The organism is Pseudomonas mediterranea CFBP 5447 (assembly GCF_000774145.1).
Lineage (GTDB): Bacteria > Pseudomonadota > Gammaproteobacteria > Pseudomonadales > Pseudomonadaceae > Aquipseudomonas > Aquipseudomonas mediterranea.
In genome coordinates this window covers 50,112-71,819 of record NZ_KN322966.1, presented here as the reverse complement: position 1 = coordinate 71,819, position 21,708 = coordinate 50,112, and the positions used below count along the sequence as shown (strand labels likewise).

Sequence of the window (21,708 nt, the reverse complement as noted above, 5' to 3'; positions counted from 1 at the left end):
AGGACACTGCTTCGACGTTAGCCCAAGGAAAAAGACACCGCCGCATAAAAAATGCCCCGTATCGATTGATACGGGGCATTTCGGTCCAGCGGGAGCGGCTTGTAGCCGCTTAAGCCAGTGCTTCGCTGCGCTTGCCCAGCAGGCGATCACACACCACGGCCACGACCAGGGTCATCACCGATGGCACCAGCCACGCCAGCCCCTGCTCGCTCAGCGGCAGATGAGCCAGTTGCGCCGGCATCCAGTCCGCCAGCCCCGCGCCCTTGAGCGCGTCGACCAGGCCAAACAGGAACGACACCAGCATCACCGGGCCGACGATGCGCCCCTGTTCATGCCAGAAATCCTTGCAGAAGCTCAGGGCCACCAGGGCGATGCATGGCGGGTAGATGGCGGTCAGCACCGGGATCGAGAAAGCGATCAGCTTGGTCAGCCCGAGGTTGGACACCAGCAGCGAAAAAGCGGCCAGGATCACCACCAGCGTCTTGTAGGACAGTGGCAGGACGCGGCTGAAGTATTCGGCGCAAGCGCAGGTCAGGCCGACCGCGGTCACCAGGCAGGCCAGGGAGATCAGCACGGCAAGGAAGCCGCTGCCCAGGCTGCCGAAGGTGTGCTGCACGTAGGCATGCAGCACCGCGGCGCCATTGGTCGCACCGGCGGCCACTTCATGGCTGCCCGAGCCCAGGCGGAACAGGCTGATATAGACCAGCGCCAACCCTATCCCGGCGATCAGCCCGGCAATGATCGCGTAGCGGGTGATCAGCGCCGGCGACTCGACACCACGGGAACGGATCGCGTTCACGATGACGATGCCGAACACCAATGCCCCCAGGGTATCCATGGTCAGGTAACCATTGATGAACCCTTGGGAAAACGGCGCCGCGACGTATTCCGGGGTCGCCACGCCGATGTTGCCGGCAGGCAAGGCAAACGCGGCGATGCCCAACACCGCCAGGGCGATGATCTTCAGTGGCGCGAGGAAGCGTCCGACGGTATCCAGCAGCCGGCCCGGATAGAGCGAGATGAAGAACACCACCAGGAAATACAGGGCGCTGTAGAGAAACAGTGCCAGCGGACTTTCGCCGGTCAGCGGCGCCAGGCCGACTTCGAACGACACGGTCGCGGTACGCGGCGTGGCGAACAGCGGGCCGACGGCCAGGTAGCAGACCGCTGCCAGCAGACCGCCGGCGAGCTTGCCGATGGGGCTGCTCAAGGCATCCATCGCCCCGCCGACTTTCGCCAGGGCGACCACGGTGATCACTGGCAGCCCGACCGCCGTGATCAGGAAGCCCAGCGCCGCCATCCAGACATGGGGCCCGGACTGCAAACCGACGATAGGTGGGAAGATGATGTTGCCGGCCCCGACGAACAGGGCAAATGTCATGAAACCAAGCGCCAGGATGTCCTGGCCTTTCAACACTTTCATTAAGGAAACCACACTACTGAATCGGAATTTAGAGAGGGATTTCCCCATGGGTGAGGGAAATGCTGCCGATCCGTATGGGATCGACCCGTTTAGCGCGTCGCGTCCTTGTGGGCAGCGGTCGCAAAAATGGCTGCTAGCCTAACCAATTCGGAGCACAAACGCACTGTTACGGGGCAAACTATCCGATACACGACATTTCCGTGTCGCGTTTACGTATCTATTTTTCGGGATCCCTGCCTCGGGCAGCAGCACAATCCTCGCCACAGGGGTACTGCGTCGTTTGCCAGCCATATGGCCAGAAACGACAAAGGCCACCCGAAGGTGGCCTTTGTTGCTGGAACGAATCAGTCAGCCGAAGCTTACTTCTTCATTTCCCAGCCAGTCAGCTCGGCCAGGGCCTTGCCGATGTCTGCCAGCGAACGCACGGTTTTCACGCCTGCGTCTTGCAGAGCAGCGAATTTCTCGTCTGCAGTGCCTTTGCCGCCAGAGATGATTGCGCCAGCATGGCCCATGCGCTTGCCCGGAGGAGCAGTCACACCTGCGATGTAGGAAACAACCGGCTTGGTCACGTTTGCCTTGATGAAAGCAGCCGCTTCTTCTTCCGCCGAACCGCCGATCTCACCGATCATGACGATCGCTTCGGTCTTCGGGTCTTCCTGGAACAGCTTCAGGATGTCGATGAAGTTCGAGCCCGGGATCGGGTCACCGCCGATGCCGACGCAAGTCGACTGACCGAAACCGGCGTCAGTGGTCTGCTTCACGGCTTCGTAGGTCAGGGTGCCGGAACGGGAAACGATACCGACCTTGCCTGGCAAGTGAATGTGACCTGGCATGATGCCGATCTTGCATTCGCCTGGAGTGATCACGCCTGGGCAGTTAGGACCGATCAGGGTGATACCCAGCTCGTCGCACTTGACCTTGGCTTCCAGCATGTCGATGGTCGGGATGCCTTCGGTGATGCAGACGATCAGCTTGATGCCGCCGAACGCTGCTTCAAGGATGGAATCCTTGCAGAAAGGAGCCGGAACGTAGATCACGCTGGCGGTGGCGCCAGTGGCTGCAACAGCGTCTTTGACGGTGTTGAAGACAGGCAGGCCCAGGTGCTCGGTGCCGCCCTTGCCCGGAGTTACGCCGCCAACCATCTTGGTGCCGTATTCGATGGCTTGCTGGGTGTGGAAACTACCTTGCGAACCGGTAATACCCTGGCAGATAACCTTGGTGTCTTTGTTGATCAGGACGCTCATTATTTGCCCTCCGCAGCTTTAACGACTTGTTGAGCAGCGTCGGTCAGGCTGGTAGCAGCGATGATGTTCAAACCGCTTTCTGCCAGTACTTTAGCGCCCAGCTCAGCGTTGTTGCCTTCGAGGCGAACAACAACCGGGATTTTCACGCCAACTTCTTTCACGGCGCCGATGATGCCTTCGGCAATCATGTCGCAACGAACGATGCCGCCGAAGATGTTGACCAGTACTGCGGCGACGTTGGTGTCGGACAGGATGATCTTGAACGCTTCGGTTACGCGTTCCTTGGTAGCACCACCGCCTACGTCGAGGAAGTTGGCTGGCTTGCCGCCGTGCAGGTTGACGATGTCCATGGTACCCATGGCCAAGCCGGCACCGTTGACCATGCAGCCGATGTTACCTTCCAGGGCCACGTAGTTCAGTTCGAACTTGGCAGCGTGCGCTTCGCGCGGATCGTCTTGCGACGGATCGTGGAAAGTCTTCAGCTTGGGCTGACGGTACATGGCGTTGGCGTCGATGTTGATCTTGGCATCGAGGCAGTGCAGGTCGCCGTCGGCCTTGATCACCAGTGGGTTCACTTCCAGCAGTGCCAGGTCGTGGTCCTGGAACAGCTTGGCCAGACCTACGAAGATCTTGGCGAATTGAGTGACCTGCTTGCCTTCCAGACCCAGCTGGAATGCCAGTTCGCGACCCTGGAATGGCTGAGCGCCAACCAGTGGATCGATCGTGGCCTTGAGGATTTTTTCAGGGGTATCGTGAGCGATCTTCTCGATGTCCACGCCACCTTCGGTGGAAGCCATGAACACGATGCGACGGCTCGAACGGTCAACGACAGCGCCCAGGTACAGCTCTTTAGCGATATCAGTGCACGATTCAACCAGGATCTTGGTGACTGGCTGACCATTGGCATCAGTCTGGTAAGTTACCAGACGCTTGCCCAGCCACTGCTGTGCGAAGGCCTTGGCGTCTTCTTTGCTGCGAACCAGCTTGACGCCGCCCGCTTTACCGCGACCACCGGCGTGAACCTGGGCTTTGACAACCCACTCGCTGCCGCCGATTTTGTCGCAAGCTTCTGCTGCTGCTTCCGGGGTGTCTACCGCGTAGCCTGTGGATACTGGCAGGCCGTACTCAGCGAACAGCTGCTTACCCTGATACTCGTGAAGATTCATGCTTATTACCGTCTTCGTTAGGTACTGCGCATTCGGTGCTGCACCGTTTTCAGTGCCGCACCACCTGTGACTGCTGCTTGCGTAGCCTTCCGGACAACCGGTCGAGCTACGCAAGACTGCGTCCAGCGGACATTCCGCGGTGAGTCTTGCGCGCAAGGCTCACGACGGGCCGAACCGCCGTGGTTTCTTATTATTTATTAACGCTTCTTGCGGTTGGCCACGTGGATGGCGCCGCCATTTACGGCCAGGGCCGCTTCGTGCAAGGCTTCGGACAGGGTCGGATGGGAGAAGACCATCATGCCCAGATCTTCAGCGCTGGTGCCGAATTCCATGCCGATCGCGCCTTGCTGTACCAGCTCGGCAGCGCTTGGGCCGATGACGTGAACGCCCAATACGCGATCCGTCTTGGCATCGGCGATGACTTTCACAAAACCGCCGGTATCGTTGGCTGCCATGGCACGGCCACTGGCGGCGAACGGGAAGGTGCCGACGTTAACCTCGACGCCTTCGGCTTTCAAGGCTTGCTCGGTCTTACCGACCCATGCGATTTCCGGGTGGGTGTAGATGACCGACGGAATCAGGTCGTAGTTCATCTGGGCCTTGTGGCCTTTAATGCGCTCGACGACCATGATGCCTTCTTCGGACGCCTTGTGCGCCAGCATCATGCCGCGAACCACGTCACCAATGGCGAAGACGCCGGGTACGGTGGTAGCGCAGAAATCGTCAACCTGGATGAAACCACGCTCGTCCAGGTTCACGCCGCAATCGGCAGCCAACAGGTCGGTGGTCACCGGACGACGGCCGACCGCAACGATCAGTTTGTCGAAGGTGATGGTCTGTTCGCCGTTGGCGTCGGTGTAGGTCACCACGACTTCTTCGCCGTTGACCTTCGAACCGGTCACGCGAGCGCCCAGCTTGATGTCCAGGCCTTGCTTGGTCAGGGTCTTCAGCGCCTCCTTGGAGACTGCGGTGTCGGCAGCCATCAGGAAGGTGTCGAGGGCTTCCAGCACGGTCACTTGCGCGCCCAGGCGCGACCATACCGAACCCAGTTCCAGGCCGATCACGCCGGCACCGATGACGCCCAGACGCTTAGGCACGGACTGGAATTCCAGGGCGCCGGTGGAGTCAACGATGACGTTCTGGTCGACCGGAGCCGGCGGAATGTCGATCGGACGCGAGCCTGGTGCCAGGATGACGTTCTCGGCTTCGATCACTTCAACCGAGCCGTCCGGCTTGGTCACTTCAACTTTCTTGCCCAGCAGCAGCTTGCCGTGGCCCTGGATCGAAGTCACACCGTTGGCCTTGAACAGGGTGGCAACACCGCTGGTCAGGTTCTTCACGATGTTGGCCTTGCGGCTGACCATCGCCGGTACGTCCATGCTCACGCCGGAGTGGCTGATGCCGTGGATCTTGAAGCCGTCTTGCGCTTCGTGGAACTTCCAGGAGCTGTCCAGCAGCGCCTTGGATGGAATGCAACCGACGTTCAGGCAGGTACCGCCCAGGGCCTGTTTGCCCTCTTTGTCGGTGTACTTCTCGATGCAGGCGGTGGTGAGGCCCAGTTGCGCAGCCTTGATGGCCGCTACGTAGCCACCAGGGCCCGCACCAATCACTACCACGTCGAATTTCTGAGTCATAAAAAGGTTCCCTTTTAGCTGCAAGCTACAAGCCGCAAGCTACAAGCCCCAACCCCGCCCGCGGAGGGCTTGAGGCTGGCCGCTTGCAGCTTGCAGCTGCTTTTTAAATATCCAGAAGCAGACGAGCCGGATCTTCCAGCAGGTTCTTGATGGTCACCAGGAACGTCACGGCTTCTTTACCGTCGATCAGGCGGTGATCGTAGGACAGGGCCAAGTACATCATCGGACGAATCACAACCTGACCGTTGATCGCCATCGGACGCTGCAGGATGTTGTGCATGCCCAGGATCGCCGCTTGTGGCGGGTTGACGATCGGCGTGGACATCATCGAACCGAATGTACCACCGTTGGTGATGGTGAACGTACCGCCGGTCATCTCTTCGATGGACAGCTTGCCGTCACGGGCCTTCTTGCCGAAGGTGGCGATGCCGCCTTCGATTTCGGCCAGGCTCATCAGTTCGGCATTACGCAGGACCGGAACCACCAGGCCACGGTCGCTGGAAACCGCAACACCGATGTCGGCGTAGCCGTGGTAGACGATGTCGGAACCGTCGATCGACGCGTTGACGGCCGGGAAGCGCTTCAGCGCTTCGGTGGCAGCCTTGACGAAGAACGACATGAAGCCCAGGCGTACGCCGTTATGGGACTTCTCGAACAGATCCTTGTACTTCGAACGCAGGGCCATGACTTCGGTCATGTCGACTTCGTTGAAGGTGGTCAGCATCGCCATGTTCGACTGGGCTTCGACCAGACGCTCGGCAACCTTGGCACGCAGGCGGGTCATCGGAACGCGTTTTTCAACGCGATCGCCGGCAGCGAACACCGGCGCCGAAGCGGCAGGCGCGGCTGGCTTGGCAGGGGCGGCGGCTGGAGCGGCTTTCTTGGCGGCCACGGCGGCAACCACGTCTTCCTTGGTCACGCGACCACCTTTGCCAGTGCCGGCAACGGAAGCGATGTTGATGCCGTTCTCTTCGGCGATCTTGCGCGCAGCAGGTGCGGCGACTGGATCGTCTTCGCCATCGGCGGCCGGAGCGGCGGCCTGGGCAGCGGCAGGTGCAGCAGCGGCCGGAGCCTCTGCGGCAGCACCACCTTCAACGATCGAGCCCAGCACTTCGTCGGACAGAACGGTGTCGCCTTCGTTCTTGACGATCGTGCCCAGCACGCCGTCGGCGGTCGCCAGGACTTCCAGCACGACCTTGTCGGTCTCGATGTCGACGATCAGTTCGTCACGCTTGACGGCCTCGCCCGGTTTTTTGTGCCAGGTGGCAACGGTGCCATCGGCAACCGATTCCGGGAAAGTGGGGGCTTTGATCTCGATAGCCATTATCTGTGGTTCCTTAAATTCGGTTTCAGGTGCACGGAGGCATTAAACGGTAAAGGCATCTTGCAGCAGTTGTTCCTGCTGCTCGGCGTGCATCGATGCGTAACCACAAGCAGGTGCGGCAGAAGCCTCACGACCGGCGTACTCCAGGCCCAGGGCCTTGTTATGGTTGCCGATGCTGCGACGCAGGTGATGCTGGCTGCTGTACCACGCGCCCTGGTTCATCGGTTCTTCCTGGCACCACACCACGCGGGTGAGGTTGGTGTAAGGCGCGATGGCCTCCATCAGGTCTTCTTCCGGGAACGGGTAAAGCTGCTCGATACGCACGATGGCGATGTCTTCGCGGCCTTCGGCACGACGCTTTTCCAACAGGTCATAGTAGACCTTGCCGCTGCACAGGATCAGGCGAGTCACCTTGGCCGCGTCCAGCGTATCGATCTCGGAAATAACGGTCTGGAACGAGCCTTCGGCCAGGTCCTCGAGCGTGGAGATCGCCAGCTTGTGGCGCAGCAGCGACTTCGGCGTCAGCACGATCAGCGGCTTGCGCAGCGGACGGATGACCTGACGACGCAGCAGGTGGTAGATCTGCGCCGGAGTCGTCGGTACGCAGACCTGGACGTTGTGCTCGGCGCACAGTTGCAGGTAACGCTCCAGGCGTGCCGAGGAGTGCTCCGGCCCCTGCCCTTCATAACCGTGTGGCAGCAGCATGGTCAGGCCGCACAGACGACCCCACTTGTGCTCGCCGCTGGTGATGAACTGGTCGACAACCACCTGGGCACCGTTGGCGAAGTCGCCGAACTGGGCCTCCCAGATCACCAGCGCATTCGGCTCGGTGGTGGAGTAGCCATATTCGAACGCCAGGACGGCTTCCTCGGACAGCAGCGAATCGTACAGGTCGAAACGTGGCTGGCCTTTGTACAGGTGTTGCAGCGGGATGTAGGTGCTGGCGTCTTTCTGGTTGTGCAGCGCCGCGTGACGGTGCGAGAAAGTGCCGCGGCCTACGTCCTGACCGGTGATGCGGATCGGGTGACCTTCGAACGCCAGGGTCGCGTACGCCATGGTTTCGGCGTAACCCCAGTTGATCGGCAGGCCGCCGGCTTGCATCTTCTGACGGTCTTCGTAGATCTTCGCGACCTGGCGCTGGACCACGAAGCCTTCCGGAATTTCCAGCAGCTTGGCGGACAGTTCCTGCAGGGTCTTGAGGTCGAAACGCGTGTCGTGACGAGCGGTCCAGGCGTGGCCCAGGTACGGACGCCAGTCCACGAACAACTCTTTGTTCGGTTCCTTGACCAGGCTTTTTACAACGTGCAGGCCGTTGTCCAGGGCGTTGCGATATTCATCGACTTTTTCCTGGACGCGCTCGGCATTCAGCACGCCGCTCTGGGTCAGGCGCTCGGCATACAGCTCACGGGTGGTGCGCTGCTTGGCGATCTGCTGGTACATCAGAGGCTGGGTGCCGCTTGGCTCGTCGGCTTCGTTGTGGCCGCGACGACGGTAGCAGACCAGGTCGATCACCACGTCACGCTTGTACTGCATGCGGTAGTCGATGGCCAGCTGGGTCACGAACAGCACGGCTTCCGGATCATCGCCATTCACATGGAGGATCGGTGCCTGGATCATCTTCGCCACGTCGGTCGCGTACTCGGTGGAGCGCGAGTCCAACGGGTTGCTGATGGTGAAACCAACCTGGTTGTTGATGACGATGTGCACCGTACCGCCGGTCTTGAAACCGCGGGTCTGGGACATCTGGAAGGTTTCCATGACCACGCCCTGACCGGCGAACGCCGCGTCACCGTGGATGGAGATCGGCAGTACCTTCTCGCCGGTCGGGTCGTTGCGACGATCCTGACGGGCGCGAACCGAACCTTCGACCACCGGGGAAACGATTTCCAGGTGGGACGGGTTGAACGCCATCGCCAGGTGAACTTCGCCACCGGTGGTCATCACGTTGGACGAGAAGCCCTGGTGGTATTTAACGTCACCGGAACCCAGCTCGACCTTCTTCTTGCCTTCGAACTCGTCGAACAGCTCGCGCGGGTTCTTGCCGAAGGTGTTGACCAGCACGTTGAGACGGCCACGGTGGGCCATGCCGATGACCACTTCCTTGGTGCCGTACGAACCGGAACGCTGGATCAGCTCGTCCAGCATCGGGATCAGGCTCTCGCCGCCTTCCAGGCCGAAACGCTTGGTACCCGGGTATTTGGTGCCCAGGTATTTCTCCAGGCCTTCACCGGCAGTCACGCGCTCGAGCAGGTGGCTCTTGATGTCGGCGGAGTACGTCGGACGGCCACGAACGCTTTCCAGACGCTGCTGGAACCACTGGCGTTGCTCGGAATCGGTGATGTGCGTGAACTCAGCGCCGATGGTGCGGCAATATGTCTGCTGCAACGCTTCGTGAATTTCACGTAGGCTCGCTTCCTCTTTGCCGATGAACAGGTCGCCGGCACGGAAGGTCGTATCAAGATCGGCATTGGTCAAGCCGTAGTGAGTGATCGACAGGTCTGCAGGTGCAGGACGCTGCCACAGCCCCAGCGGGTCCAGCTGGGCTGCCTGGTGGCCTCGCATCCTGTAGGCCTGGATCAGTCGCAGTACTTCAACTTGCTTCTTCTCGTGTTCGCTGCTCACGCTGCCGGCGGAGACCGGTTGAGCGCGGCGCTGGTTCTTTGCCAGCAGCACGAAATGATCGCGAATCGTCGAGTGCGAAACATCGGTGGCAGAGTTACCGTCAGCAGGCAACTTCTGAAAATAGGTGCGCCATTCTTCTGGCACAGCGTTAGGGTCGTGCAGGTAGAGCTCGTAGAGCTCTTCCACATAGGCAGCGTTACCACCGGAGAGGTGGGCACTGTTCCACATGCGCTGCATCACGCTTTCTTGCATGCTTGGTCACCCTCGATTAGGGGAACACCATCGGCGAAAACACCGAGCAAACTTGCAGAAGTCCGAGTGCAGCGACTAAAACAAGCCACTTAGGATCACGCTGATAGTCCGGGTACCAGCCCGGATGCCCCTGCTTGTCTCATTTCTTCAAAATAAGAACCGCCGCTTTGTGGGCGGCTGTCCTGGTTATGCTACGACGCGGGTTGAAGCCCGCGCCTTAGCCTCTACGGGTACAGCGGTTCTACGGGTACAGCAGCTGAATCACACGCCGTTTTGCAGCAGCATGTTACGTACGTGACCGATGGCCTTAGTCGGGTTCAGGCCTTTCGGACAGACGTTGACGCAGTTCATGATCCCGCGGCAGCGGAATACGCTGAACGGGTCATCCAGTGCGGCCAGACGCTCGGACGTCTTGGTGTCACGGCTGTCTGCCAGGAAGCGGTACGCTTGCAGCAGGGCGGCCGGGCCCAGGAACTTGTCCGGGTTCCACCAGAAGGATGGGCACGAAGTCGAGCAGCAAGCGCACAGGATGCACTCGTACAGACCGTCGAGCTTCTCACGCTCTTCCGGGGACTGCAGACGCTCGATGGCCGGAGCCGGCGTGTCGTTCTGCAGGAATGGCTTCACCTTCTCGTATTGCTTGTAGAAGATGCTCATATCGACGACCAGGTCACGGATAACCGGCAAACCTGGCAGCGGACGAACGATCAGCTTGTTGCCTTTGACAACGGCCGACAGTGGCGTGATGCAGGCCAGGCCGTTCTTGCCGTTGATGTTCATGCCGTCGGAGCCGCAAACGCCCTCGCGGCAGGAGCGACGATAGGAGAAACCTTCGTCCTGCTCCTTGATCAGGGCCAGCACGTCCAGCACCATCAGGTCCTTACCACCGGTATCGACCTGGAAATCCTGCATGAACGGCGCAGCGTCCTGATCAGGGTTGTAGCGATAAACACTGACTTGCAACATGGCGGTCACCCTTAATAAGTCCGGACTTTAGGTTCGAAAGTCGGAACAGTCTTCGGCGAGAAGTTCACGGCACGCTTGGCGACGCGTTTTTCACCCGGGAAGTACAAGGTGTGGCACAGCCAGTTTTCGTCGTCACGGTCTTCGTAGTCTTCGCGGGCGTGGGCACCACGGGACTCTTTACGCACTTCTGCGGCGATGGCGGTGGCTTCGGCCACTTCCAGCAGGTTCTGCAGTTCCAACGCTTCGATACGAGCAGTGTTGAACGCCTGTGACTTATCGTTGATCTTCACATTGGCAATTCGTTCACGCAGTTCTGCCAGCTGGGCAATACCCTTCTGCATGTATTCGCCGGTACGGAATACACCGAAGTAGTTCTGCATGCAGCTTTGCAGCTCGCGACGCAGGGTGGCCACGTCTTCGCCATCGGTGCGGTTGTTCAGCGCGTTCAGGCGCGACAGGGCCGCATTGATGTCGGCTTCGGTAGCGTCGTCGTACTCGATACCGTCGGTCAGGGCCTTTTCCAGGTGCAGGCCGGCAGCGCGACCGAAGACCACCAGGTCGAGCAGCGAGTTGCCGCCCAGGCGGTTGGCACCGTGAACCGATACGCACGCCACTTCACCCACTGCGAACAGGCCAGGGATGATTTCGTCCACGCCTTCGGCGTTCTGGGTGATTGCCTGGCCATGAATGTTGGTGGCAACGCCGCCCATCATATAGTGGCAGGTTGGAACCACTGGAACCGGCGCGACGACCGGGTCGACGTGAGCGAAGGTCTTCGACAGCTCGCAGATGCCTGGCAGGCGGCTGTGCAGCACTTCCTCGCCCAGGTGGTCGAGCTTGAGCATCACGTGGTCGCCATTCGGGCCACAGCCGTTACCGGCGATGATTTCCTTGACCATCGAACGCGCCACGACGTCACGACCGGCAAGGTCCTTGGCGTTCGGAGCATAACGCTCCATGAAACGCTCGCCGTGCTTGTTGATCAGGTAGCCGCCTTCACCGCGGCAACCTTCGGTGACCAGTACACCGGCGCCGGCGATGCCGGTCGGGTGGAACTGCCACATTTCGATGTCTTGTACCGGTACGCCGGCACGCAGGGCCATGCCGACACCGTCACCGGTGTTGATCAGGGCGTTGGTGGTGGACGCATAGATACGACCTGCACCGCCGGTCGCCAGCACGGTGGCTTTCGAGCGGATGTAGGTGGTTTCGCCGGTTTCGATGCAGATCGCGATCACACCGACGAAGGCGCCGTCCTGGTTCTTCACCAGGTCTACGGCGTAGTACTCGTTCAGGAACGTGGTACCGGCTTTCAGGTTGCCCTGGTACAGGGTGTGCAGCAGCGCGTGGCCGGTACGGTCGGATGCCGCACAGGTACGTGCAGCCTGGCCGCCCTTGCCGTAGTCCTTGGACTGGCCGCCGAATGGACGCTGGTAGATACGGCCGGTTTCGGTACGGGAGAACGGCAGGCCCATGTGGTCCAGCTCGAACACCGCGGCCGGGCCTTCCTGACACATGTATTCGATAGCGTCCTGGTCACCGATGTAGTCGGAACCCTTGACGGTATCGTACATGTGCCAGCGCCAGTCGTCGTTCGGGTCGGCCGAAGCGATGGCGCAGGTGATGCCGCCCTGGGCGGAAACAGTGTGCGAACGGGTCGGGAAGACCTTGGTGATCACGGCAGTCTTGTGACCGCCCTGTGCCAGTTGCAGCGCTGCGCGCATGCCGGCACCGCCGCCGCCAATGATGATGGCGTCGAAAGAAATCGTTGGAATGTTAGCCATGGATCAGATACCCCAGAGAATCTGCACGCCCCAGACGAAGTAAGCGAACATCGCAACGCCGCATACCGCCTGGAAGAGGAAACGTACGGCAGTCGCCGACTTGCCGAACGCCATCTGCGTCAGGTAGTCGGTGGCGATGGTCCACATGCCGACCCAGGCGTGAGCGCCCAGTGCGACGAGGGCCAGCAGACTGAAGATACGCATCCAGTTGCTTGCGAACAGTTCATGCCATTGGGCATAGCCAAGGCCTGGGTTGGCGACGACATATCCGATCAGGAAAATGAAATAAGCCGCGAGAACGACCGCAGACACACGCTGCGCCATCCAGTCATAGAGGCCCGAACGCGAGAGGTTCGTGACGTTGGTTACCATATCCAGACTCCTGCCAGAACGATTACCACCACGGAAACGGCGATAACGATTTTCGAGCCCAGCTTGCCGCCTTCCAGCGTCTCACCGATGCCCATATCCATGATCAAGTGGCGCACACCGGCAACCAGGTGATACAGCAAGGCGGACAGGATGCCCCAAATCACTAGCTTGGCTAGCGGACTGGTCAGACACGCCTTCACCTGACCGAAGCCTTCTTCCGAGTCGAGCGACTTGTCCAATGCGTAGAGCATGATGGCCAGGCTGACAAAGAGGATGACACCGGAAATACGGTGAAGAATGGACGTGTAAGCAGTGACTGGGAGTTTGATGGTCCTTAGGTCTAGGTTTACAGGTCGTTGGCTTTTCACGGCTTTTTTCACACTGAAGAGCCCCTAAGAATCAGGGCAAAGTTGTTGCGGCGCGCACTGGTCAGGTACTCACCACCCAGGGAGTGACGACCCCCAGCGAAGCTGGCCCAAAAGCCCCTGGCGGTCGGCTGCCGAGTATAGACAGTTAGGTTACTAATGACAACGCGTTCACCTTCCACTGATGGCGCATTGCACAACAGCGGCAAAAGGCGTAAACGGCAGGTAATTTCGAGGAAAAAGTCCGGTTAAAGCCTTCTGGAGCAAGACTTTAGGCAAATTGACATTCGGATTTATCTCACTATAGTGGTGCGGGCCCTGCGTGGGGGGTCTGTCTGATGATTCCAAGCATTAATAGGAGGCCACATGGCTGACAAAAAAGCGCAGTTGATCATCGAGGGCGCAGCCCCCGTCGAGCTGCCCATTTTAACCGGCACCGTTGGTCCCGATGTAATCGACGTTCGCGGCCTGACGGCCACGGGCCGCTTCACCTTCGACCCAGGGTTCATGTCGACCGCTTCGTGCGAGTCGAAGATCACCTATATCGATGGCGACAACGGCATCCTGCTGCACCGCGGCTACCCGATCGAGCAACTGGCTGAAAAATCGGACTACCTGGAAACCTGCTACCTGCTGCTCAACGGCGAGCTCCCGACCGCAGAACAGAAGGCCCAGTTCGTCAGCACCGTGAAGAACCACACCATGGTTCACGAGCAGTTGAAGTCGTTCTTCAACGGCTTCCGTCGCGACGCCCACCCGATGGCCGTCATGTGCGGCGTTGTCGGCGCCCTCTCGGCCTTCTACCACGACTCCCTGGACATCAATAACCCCCAGCATCGCGAAATCTCCGCGGTCCGCCTGGTGGCGAAGATGCCGACCCTGGCAGCCATGGTCTACAAGTACTCCATGGGCCAACCCATGATGTACCCGCGCAACGACCTGTCGTACGCGGAAAACTTCCTGCACATGATGTTCAACACCCCGTGCGAGATCAAACCGATCAGCCCGGTGCTCGCCAAGGCCATGGACCGGATCTTCATCCTCCATGCCGACCACGAGCAGAACGCCTCCACGTCCACCGTACGCTTGGCCGGCTCGTCGGGTGCCAACCCGTTCGCCTGTATCGCCGCCGGTATCGCCGCACTCTGGGGCCCGGCCCACGGCGGTGCCAACGAAGCGGTACTGACCATGCTCGATGAAATCGGCGATGTCTCGAACATCGACAAGTTCATCGCCAAGGCCAAGGACAAGAACGATCCGTTCAAGCTGATGGGCTTCGGCCACCGGGTCTACAAGAACCGCGACCCGCGCGCCACCGTCATGAAGCAGACCTGCGACGAAGTGCTCAAGGAACTGGGGATCAAGAACGATCCGCAACTCGAACTGGCCATGCGCCTGGAAGAGATCGCCCTGACCGATCCGTACTTCATCGAGCGCTCGCTGTACCCGAACGTCGACTTCTACTCGGGGATCATCCTCAAGGCGATCGGCATTCCAACCAGCATGTTCACCGTGATCTTCGCCCTGGCGCGGACCGTCGGCTGGATCTCCCACTGGAAGGAAATGCTCTCCAGCCCGTACAAGATCGGCCGTCCACGCCAGCTGTACACCGGCTATGAGTCGCGCGACATCACCAAGCTGGAAGATCGGCACTAAACCCCAGCCAAAAAAGAAACGGCCTCTTGATGAGGCCGTTTTTTTTTGGCGGGGGTTTAGTGAGCTGCAAGCTGCAAGCTGCAAGCAAAAAGATACCCCTGTCTCTCGACAGGGGTATTTTCCTATGCTGCACCGCTTCTAACTTGCAGCTTGAAGCTCGCAGCTCGCCACTGCCTCATTAGTGATTAACCGCCCCGCTCGCCCCCAGGCCAGTCTGCGAACGCACGAACTGCGGGAAGAACAGCGCCCGCTCGTTCTCGGCTTCAGCCGACTTGTCGGTGATGGAGAAGAACCAGATACCGACGAAGGCAATCGCCATCGAGAACAGCGCCGGGTACTCGTACGGGTAGATCGGCTTCTCGTGACCCATGATCTGCACCCAGATGGTCGGGCCGAGGATCATCAGCCCCACGGCACTGATCAGGCCCAGCCAGCCACCGATCATGGCGCCACGGGTGGTCAGTTTCTTCCAGTACATCGAAAGCAGCAGCACCGGGAAGTTGCAGCTCGCCGCGATGGAGAACGCCAGGCCCACCATGAACGCGATGTTCTGCTTCTCGAACAGGATGCCCAAGGCAATCGCCAGCACCGCCAGGGCGATGGTGGTGATCTTCGAGACACGGATCTCGTCCTTCTCGTTGGCCTTGCCTTTCTTGATCACACTGGCGTACAGGTCATGGGACACCGCCGAAGCGCCGGCCAGGGTCAGGCCTGCCACAACCGCCAGGATAGTGGCAAACGCCACGGCCGAGATGAAGCCCAGGAAGACACTGCCGCCGACGGCGTTGGCCAGGTGCACCGCCGCCATGTTGTTACCGCCCAGCAAGGCACCTGCCGCGTCCTTGAAGGCCGGATTGGTGCTGACCAGCAGGATCGCGCCGAAGCCGATGATGAAGGTCAGGATGTAGAAGTAACCGATGAAGCCAGTGGCATACAGCACGCTCTTGCGCGCTTCCTTGGCGTCACTCACTGTGAAGAAGCGCATCAGGATGTGCGGCAGGCCAGCAGTACCGAACATCAGGGCCAGGCCCAGGGAGAAGGCCGAGACCGGATCCTTCACCAGGCCGCCAGGGCTCATGATCGCCTCACCTTTAGGGTGAACCTTGACCGCTTCGGCAAACAGCATGTTGAAGTCGAAGTTGACGTGCTTCATCACCATCAGCGCCATGAACGAAGCGCCCGACAGCAACAGCACCGCCTTGATGATCTGTACCCAGGTGGTCGCCAGCATGCCGCCGAACAGCACATAGAGGCACATCAGGATACCCACCAGCACTACCGCAACGTGGTAGTCCAGGCCGAACAGCAGCTGGATCAGCTTGCCGGCGCCGACCATCTGCGCGATCAGGTAGAACGCCACCACCACCAGCGAACCGCTGGCGGACAAGGTACGGATCTGCTTTTGCCCCAGGCGATAGGACGCCACGTCGGCAAAGGTGTATTTACCCAGGTTACGCAGGCGCTCGGCGATCAGGAACAGGATGATCGGCCAGCCCACCAGGAAGCCGATGGAGTAGATCAGGCCATCGTAGCCCGACGCGAATACCAGCGCGGAAATCCCCAGGAAGGACGCCGCCGACATGTAGTCACCAGCAATGGCCAGGCCGTTCTGGAAACCGGTGATCCGACCGCCGGCCGCATAGTAGTCGCTGGCCGACTTGCTACGCTTGGATGCCCAGTAGGTGATGCCCAGGGTCAAGCCGACGAACGCCACGAACATGACGATGGCGGAGACGTTGAGGGGTTGTTTCTGCACGGCCCCGGTCAGGGCTTCAGCCGCCCAGGCACCCGGGGCGAACGCTGCGATGCTCAATAGAGCCAGTAGACGCCGGATCATTGTTGAGCCTCCTTGAGAATCGCAGTGTTCAGCTCATCGAACTCGCCGTTGGCGCGTCGCACGTAGATGGCGGTCAGGATGAATGCCGAGACAATCAGGCCGACACCGATGGGAATACCCCAGGTCATCGTCGAATCGGGCGTGATCCTGGCCCCGAGTATGTGCGGCCCGTAGGCGATCAGCAGAATGAATCCGGAGTACAGCCCTAGCATGATCGCCGAAAGAATCCAGGCGAACCTTTCTCTTTTTCTCACCAGCTCCTTGAAGCGCGGGCTGTTTTGAATCGAGAGGTAAATGCTGTCGTTCATTGTTTTTATCCTCGCAGCACAATTTAAGTTGGAACGACTCTACTCTATGCGGCTCAAGGCCAGGTTCCAGACGACCTTAGTATTAGAACGACATGACGGTTTTGCCAGTTTCCAGCAAAAACCATCGCCACGCCCCCCCTTGTGGGAGCGAGCCTGCTCGCGATGACGGCGTCATATTCAACATTGTTGCAAGCAGGTACGCCGCTATCGCGAGCAGGCTCGCTCCCACAGGGGGCAGTGCAAGGCTTGAGAAATACGCGGGCATAAAAAAAACCGCATGACACGACGTCATGCGGCTTTCGGAATCACAGGATCAGGCCGATTACTTGCCAGTCCACTCCTTTACGCGGTCCGGGTGCTTGGCGACCCAGTCCTTGGCAGCGGCTTCAGGCTTGGCACCCTCTTGGATAGCCAGCATGACTTCGCCGATTTCGTCCTTCGAGGACCATTGGAATTTCTTCAGGAACTCGGCGACTTCCGGTGCTTTGGTCGCCAATTCCTTGCTGCCGATGCTGTTCACGGTTTCAGCCGCGCCATAGACGCCTTTCGGGTCTTCCAGGAAGCGCAGTTTCCACTTGGCGAACATCCAGTGCGGCACCCAACCGGTAACGGCGATGGATTCGTTCTTTTTCTCGGCACGGGTCAGCTCGGCAATCATGCCGGCGCCGGAACTGGCCTTGAGTTGATAGCCGGTCAGGTCGTAGTCCTTGATCGCCTGTTCGGTCTTGAGCATCACGCCTGAACCGGCGTCGATGCCAACAATGCGGTTCTTGAAGCTTTCATCGGTCTTGAGATCGGCTACGGACTGAGCCTTGACGTACTCCGGCACGATCAGGCCGATTTTCGCGTCTTTGAAGTTGGGACCGTAATCGACTACCTGGTCTTTGTTCTTCGTCCAGTAATCGCCGTGAGTCACTGGCAACCAGGCCGAAAGCATGGCATCGAGCTTGCCGGTGGCCACGCCCTGCCACATGATCCCGGTCGCCACCGCTTGCAGCTTCACGTCATAACCGAGCTTCTGCTGGATGACTTCCGCCGCCACGTGAGTCGTCGCGACGCTGTCGGACCAGCCGTCAACGTAGCCGATGCTCAGGGTTTTGGTTTCGGCGCTAGCCAGTGTGGAGCTGATCGCCAGTACCAGTGCGGCACCTGCGCCCATGAGTCGTCGCATCTTCATCGTGTACTTCCCCGAAAGTGCTGCGCCCGACGAATGCCGAGCGACGTCAACGTATTGTTATGGTGCTCAGCGCCCCCATCACGCTCGCCTGCCAAACCAGTTCGAACATCAGTGGAGTACTGATGGAACGATCATCAACCTGCGACGATCCTGAACCTGATCTGTTAGCGACATTGATACAGCGAGGAGCGACATCAGAACGCCATCCACGACAAGTGTAGGCAACTAGCCACCAACCACCACTCCGTGTATCGTCCCGATGCTATCGCCCCCCACTCAAAGCTGTTTCGTGCCGGTCATGGCACTTGGCTTCGCTTCAGTGGTCATAGCCTGCGAACCTCATTCGGCACCATCCTCTAAGGGATCCAGTCATGCTCCGTTCCTTGCGCTTCGCTGCCCTCCTCGGCGGCCTTATCCTGAGTGCGTCCGCGCTGGCGGTGGATATCGACGCCGCCAGTTATGGCTACCCCTTGACCAACCCGTTCGAGGCGACCATCGCGACCACCCCGCCCGACCTGCGCCCCGAGTTGCCCTTGATCGAGGACATCAACCAGGCGGACCACAGCGTCACCCTGCGCCCGGAACGTGAGTTCATCCTGCCGGACAACTTCTGGCCGGTGAAAAGCCTCACCTACCGCATGGCCACCCAGGACAAACCGGCACCGCTGATCTTCCTGATCGCCGGTACCGGTGCACGGTATGACAGCACCCTCAACGAATACCTCAAGCGCCTCTACTATAAGGCCGGCTACCACGTGGTGCAGTTGTCATCGCCCACCAGTTTCGACTTCATGAGCTCCGCCTCGCGCTTCGCCACCCCGGGCATCACCAAGGAAGATGCCGAAGACATGTACCGGGTCATGCAAGCCGTGCGCGCGCAGAACCCCAAAGTGCCGGTGACCGAGTACTACCTCACCGGCTACAGCCTCGGGGCGCTGGACGCAGCCTTCGTCGCACACCTGGACGAAACCCGGCGCAGCTTCAACTTCAAGAAAGTGCTGTTGCTGAACCCGCCGGTGAACCTCTACACCTCGGTCACCAACCTGGACAAACTGGTCCAGACCCAGGTCAAGGGCATCAACAGCACCACGACGTTCTATGAAGTGGTGCTGAACAAGCTGACCCGCTACTTCCAGCAAAAAGGCTACATCGACCTCAACGATGCCCTCCTTTATGACTTCCAGCAGTCCAAGCAACACCTGAGCAACGAACAGATGGCGATGCTGATCGGCACCTCGTTCCGCTTCTCGGCGGCCGATATCGCCTTCACTTCGGACCTGATCAACCGTCGCGGCCTGATTACCCCGCCCAAGTTCCCGATCACCGAAAGCACCAGCCTGACGCCATTTCTCAAGCGTGCGCTGCAGTGCGATTTCGACTGCTACCTGACTGAACAAGTGATCCCGATGTGGCGCGCGCGGACCGACGGCGGCAGCCTGCTGCAACTGGTCGACCAGGTCAGCCTCTACGCCCTGAAGGATTACCTGCATGAAAGCTCGAAGATCGCCGTGATGCACAACGCCGACGACGTCATCCTCGGCCCCGGCGACCTGGGCTTCCTGCGCAAGACCTTTGGCGATCGGCTGACGGTGTACCCACTGGGCGGCCATTGCGGCAACCTCAATTACCGCGTCAACAGCGACGCCATGCTGGAGTTCTTCCGTGGCTAAATACCTCCTGCTTATCGCTGCGTTACTGGGTGCAGGCGTGGTTCACGCCGATGACAAGGCGACCGTGGATGCCGACGGCTTCAAGGAACCGCTGACCAAACTCAAGTTCAACCCGGGGCTGGACCAGCGCGAATTCGAGCGTTCGACCCTCAACGCGTTGAACGTCTATGACCCGCTCGAGTCCTGGAACCGTCGCGTCTATCACTTCAATTACCGTTTCGACCAATGGGTGTTCCTGCCCGTGGTCGACGGCTACCGCTACGTCACCCCGAGCTTCGTGCGCACCGGCGTCAGCAACTTCTTCAACAACCTGGGTGACGTGCCGAACCTGATGAACAGCCTGCTGCAGTTCAAGGGCAAGCGTTCGATGGAGACCACGGCGCGGCTGCTGCTCAACACCACCATCGGCGTCGCCGGCCTGTGGGACCCCGCCACCGCCATGGGCCTGCCGCGCCAGAGCGAAGACTTCGGCCAGACCCTGGGCTTCTACGGCGTACCGGCCGGCGCCTACTTCGTACTGCCGATCTTCGGTCCGTCCAACCTGCGGGACACTTCAGGGTTGCTGGTGGACTACACGGCCGAGTCGGCGATCAACTTCCTGAACGTCTCGGAAGTCAGTGCCAATCACCCGGAACTGCTGCTCCTGCGCGGGGTGGACAAGCGCTATCAGACCAGCTTCCGCTATGGCCAGCTGAACTCGCCATTCGAGTATGAAAAGGTGCGCTACGTGTACACGGAATCGCGCAAGTTGCAGATTGCCGAGTAGCCGTCGGCCAAGTGAGATCCCCTGTGGGAGCGAGCCTGCTCGCGATGAGGGCCTGACATTCAACATTTATGTTGCCTGACAGAGCGCTATCGCGAGCAGGCTCGCTCCCACAGGGGTTTCGGGTTGTCAGATTCAGCCTTTCAGCGCCTTCCAGAGCTTGCCCACCACCATCACTCCCGCCAGCACCACCGCGCCTGCGACAATCCCCGCCACTGCATTGAGCAGCATCGGCACGATGAACCCGGCCCCGCCGGCACTGGCTGCCACGCCTTCGATCCAGTGATGCACCACCGGCACGCCATGGGTGAGGATGCCGCCGCCCACCAGGAACATCGCCGCTGTGCCGATCACCGACAGGCTTTTCATCATGTACGGTGCGGCACGCAGGATGGTGCCGCCGATGCTTTTGGCAACCTGCCCCGGCTTCCGGGTCAGCCACAGCCCCAGGTCATCGAGCTTGACGATCCCGGCCACCAGGCCATAGACACCAACGGTCATGACCACAGCGATGCCCGATAGCACGATCACCTGCTGGGTCAGCGGAGCATCGGCGACGGTGCCGAGGGTGATGGCGATGATCTCCGCCGACAGGATGAAATCGGTGCGCACGGCGCCCTTGATCTTGTCCTTCTCGAACGCTACCAGGTCCACCGCCGGATCGGCCACGGCCTCGACCAGTTGCGCATGCTCGGCCTGGTCTTCGGCCGCGCTGTGGAGAAACTTGTGGGCGAGTTTTTCGAACCCCTCGAAACACAGGTAGGCGCCACCCACCATCAACAGCGGCGTTACCAGCCACGGCACGAAGGCACTGATGGCCAGCGCCGACGGCACCAGAATCAGCTTGTTGATAAACGAGCCCTTCGCCACGGCCCAGACCACCGGCAGCTCGCGCTCGGCCCGCACGCCAGACACCTGCTGGGCGTTGAGTGCCAGATCGTCGCCAAGCACGCCGGCGGTTTTCTTCGCGGCCATCTTGGTCATCAGCGCGACATCGTCGAGCACGGTGGCGATGTCGTCGATCAACACCAGCAAACTGCTTCCAGCCATGGAGGGGCTCCTTGAATGATAATGCCGCGCAGCATACCGCGAGCCGCCGTGCCACGGGGCATTCTTGAGCGTCGCGCGAGGCCGGTGCTACCATG

17 protein-coding genes are annotated in these 21,708 nt (G+C 60.1%); 3 read left to right on the top strand and 14 right to left on the bottom strand.

Features of this window, described 5'->3' with window-relative positions; genetic code table 11:
* Positions 1 to 109 precede the first annotated feature (109 nt).
* The 10 genes from brnQ to sdhC form a co-directional block, all read right to left on the bottom strand.
* The gene (gene brnQ, locus N005_RS02100) at positions 110 to 1,423 is read right to left on the bottom strand and encodes a branched-chain amino acid transport system II carrier protein (RefSeq protein ID WP_047698972.1); all 1,314 of its coding nucleotides are present in this window, start codon (positions 1,421 to 1,423) and stop codon (positions 110 to 112) included.
* 359 nt (positions 1,424 to 1,782) lie between these two features.
* On the bottom strand, positions 1,783 to 2,667 hold the full coding sequence (gene sucD, locus N005_RS02095; protein ID WP_047698970.1) for a succinate--CoA ligase subunit alpha: 885 nt from the start codon (positions 2,665 to 2,667) through the stop codon (positions 1,783 to 1,785).
* Entirely contained in the window at positions 2,667 to 3,833 is a 1,167-nt protein-coding gene (sucC, locus tag N005_RS02090) for an ADP-forming succinate--CoA ligase subunit beta (protein ID WP_003179235.1), read from the bottom strand. The genes sucD and sucC overlap by 1 nt, the downstream gene beginning before the upstream one ends.
* Positions 3,834 to 4,030: 197 nt before the next feature.
* Positions 4,031 to 5,467 carry a dihydrolipoyl dehydrogenase gene (lpdA, locus tag N005_RS02085; protein ID WP_047698968.1) on the bottom strand — a complete coding sequence of 479 codons (1,437 nt, stop codon included), beginning with the start codon at positions 5,465 to 5,467 and terminating at the stop codon, positions 4,031 to 4,033.
* Between the two features lie 103 nt (positions 5,468 to 5,570).
* Complete coding sequence (gene odhB / locus N005_RS02080; RefSeq protein ID WP_047698966.1) at positions 5,571 to 6,791, bottom strand: 2-oxoglutarate dehydrogenase complex dihydrolipoyllysine-residue succinyltransferase; 1,221 nt, start codon at positions 6,789 to 6,791, stop codon at positions 5,571 to 5,573.
* Between the two features lie 42 nt (positions 6,792 to 6,833).
* Positions 6,834 to 9,665 (bottom strand): 2-oxoglutarate dehydrogenase E1 component, encoded by a 2,832-nt coding sequence (locus N005_RS02075; protein ID WP_047698964.1) that lies wholly within the window; start codon positions 9,663 to 9,665, stop codon positions 6,834 to 6,836.
* Between the two features lie 261 nt (positions 9,666 to 9,926).
* Positions 9,927 to 10,631: a succinate dehydrogenase iron-sulfur subunit gene (locus N005_RS02070; RefSeq protein WP_039594133.1), complete on the bottom strand. Its 705-nt coding sequence runs from the start codon at positions 10,629 to 10,631 to the stop codon at positions 9,927 to 9,929.
* Between the two features lie 11 nt (positions 10,632 to 10,642).
* Positions 10,643 to 12,415, bottom strand: a complete 1,773-nt coding sequence (gene sdhA, locus N005_RS02065; RefSeq protein WP_047698962.1) for a succinate dehydrogenase flavoprotein subunit — start codon at positions 12,413 to 12,415, stop codon at positions 10,643 to 10,645.
* 3 nt (positions 12,416 to 12,418) lie between these two features.
* On the bottom strand, positions 12,419 to 12,787 hold the full coding sequence (gene sdhD / locus N005_RS02060) for a succinate dehydrogenase, hydrophobic membrane anchor protein (RefSeq protein ID WP_047698960.1): 369 nt from the start codon (positions 12,785 to 12,787) through the stop codon (positions 12,419 to 12,421).
* Entirely contained in the window at positions 12,781 to 13,167 is a 387-nt protein-coding gene (sdhC, locus tag N005_RS02055; protein WP_172679607.1) for a succinate dehydrogenase, cytochrome b556 subunit, read from the bottom strand. Before sdhC ends, sdhD begins: the two co-directional genes overlap by 7 nt.
* 351 nt (positions 13,168 to 13,518) lie before the next feature.
* Here sdhC and gltA point away from each other — a divergent pair, with 351 nt between their 5' ends.
* Positions 13,519 to 14,808 (top strand): citrate synthase, encoded by a 1,290-nt coding sequence (gene gltA / locus N005_RS02050; protein WP_047698958.1) that lies wholly within the window; start codon positions 13,519 to 13,521, stop codon positions 14,806 to 14,808.
* 178 nt (positions 14,809 to 14,986) lie between these two features.
* On the opposite strand, the gene N005_RS02045 is transcribed toward gltA, so the two are convergent.
* From N005_RS02045 to N005_RS02035, 3 genes are all read right to left on the bottom strand, one after another.
* A complete protein-coding gene (locus N005_RS02045; protein ID WP_047698956.1) occupies positions 14,987 to 16,645 on the bottom strand; it encodes a cation acetate symporter in 1,659 nt (552 codons plus the stop codon).
* On the bottom strand, positions 16,642 to 16,953 hold the full coding sequence (locus tag N005_RS02040) for a DUF485 domain-containing protein (protein ID WP_047698954.1): 312 nt from the start codon (positions 16,951 to 16,953) through the stop codon (positions 16,642 to 16,644). The genes N005_RS02045 and N005_RS02040 overlap by 4 nt, the downstream gene beginning before the upstream one ends.
* Before the next feature lie 322 nt (positions 16,954 to 17,275).
* Positions 17,276 to 18,130 carry a glycine betaine ABC transporter substrate-binding protein gene (locus N005_RS02035; protein WP_047698952.1) on the bottom strand — a complete coding sequence of 285 codons (855 nt, stop codon included), beginning with the start codon at positions 18,128 to 18,130 and terminating at the stop codon, positions 17,276 to 17,278.
* A 371-nt stretch (positions 18,131 to 18,501) separates the two neighbouring features.
* Here N005_RS02035 and N005_RS02030 point away from each other — a divergent pair, with 371 nt between their 5' ends.
* A complete protein-coding gene (locus N005_RS02030; protein ID WP_047698950.1) occupies positions 18,502 to 19,800 on the top strand; it encodes a serine/threonine protein kinase in 1,299 nt (432 codons plus the stop codon).
* Positions 19,793 to 20,566, top strand: coding sequence for an MlaA family lipoprotein (locus N005_RS02025; RefSeq protein ID WP_047698948.1), 774 nt, complete (start codon positions 19,793 to 19,795; stop codon positions 20,564 to 20,566). The genes N005_RS02030 and N005_RS02025 overlap by 8 nt, the downstream gene beginning before the upstream one ends.
* A 132-nt stretch (positions 20,567 to 20,698) precedes the next feature.
* Here the strand turns inward: N005_RS02025 and N005_RS02020 are convergent, their stop codons facing one another.
* Positions 20,699 to 21,613, bottom strand: coding sequence for a DUF808 domain-containing protein (locus N005_RS02020; protein WP_047698946.1), 915 nt, complete (start codon positions 21,611 to 21,613; stop codon positions 20,699 to 20,701).
* Positions 21,614 to 21,708 lie beyond the last annotated feature (95 nt).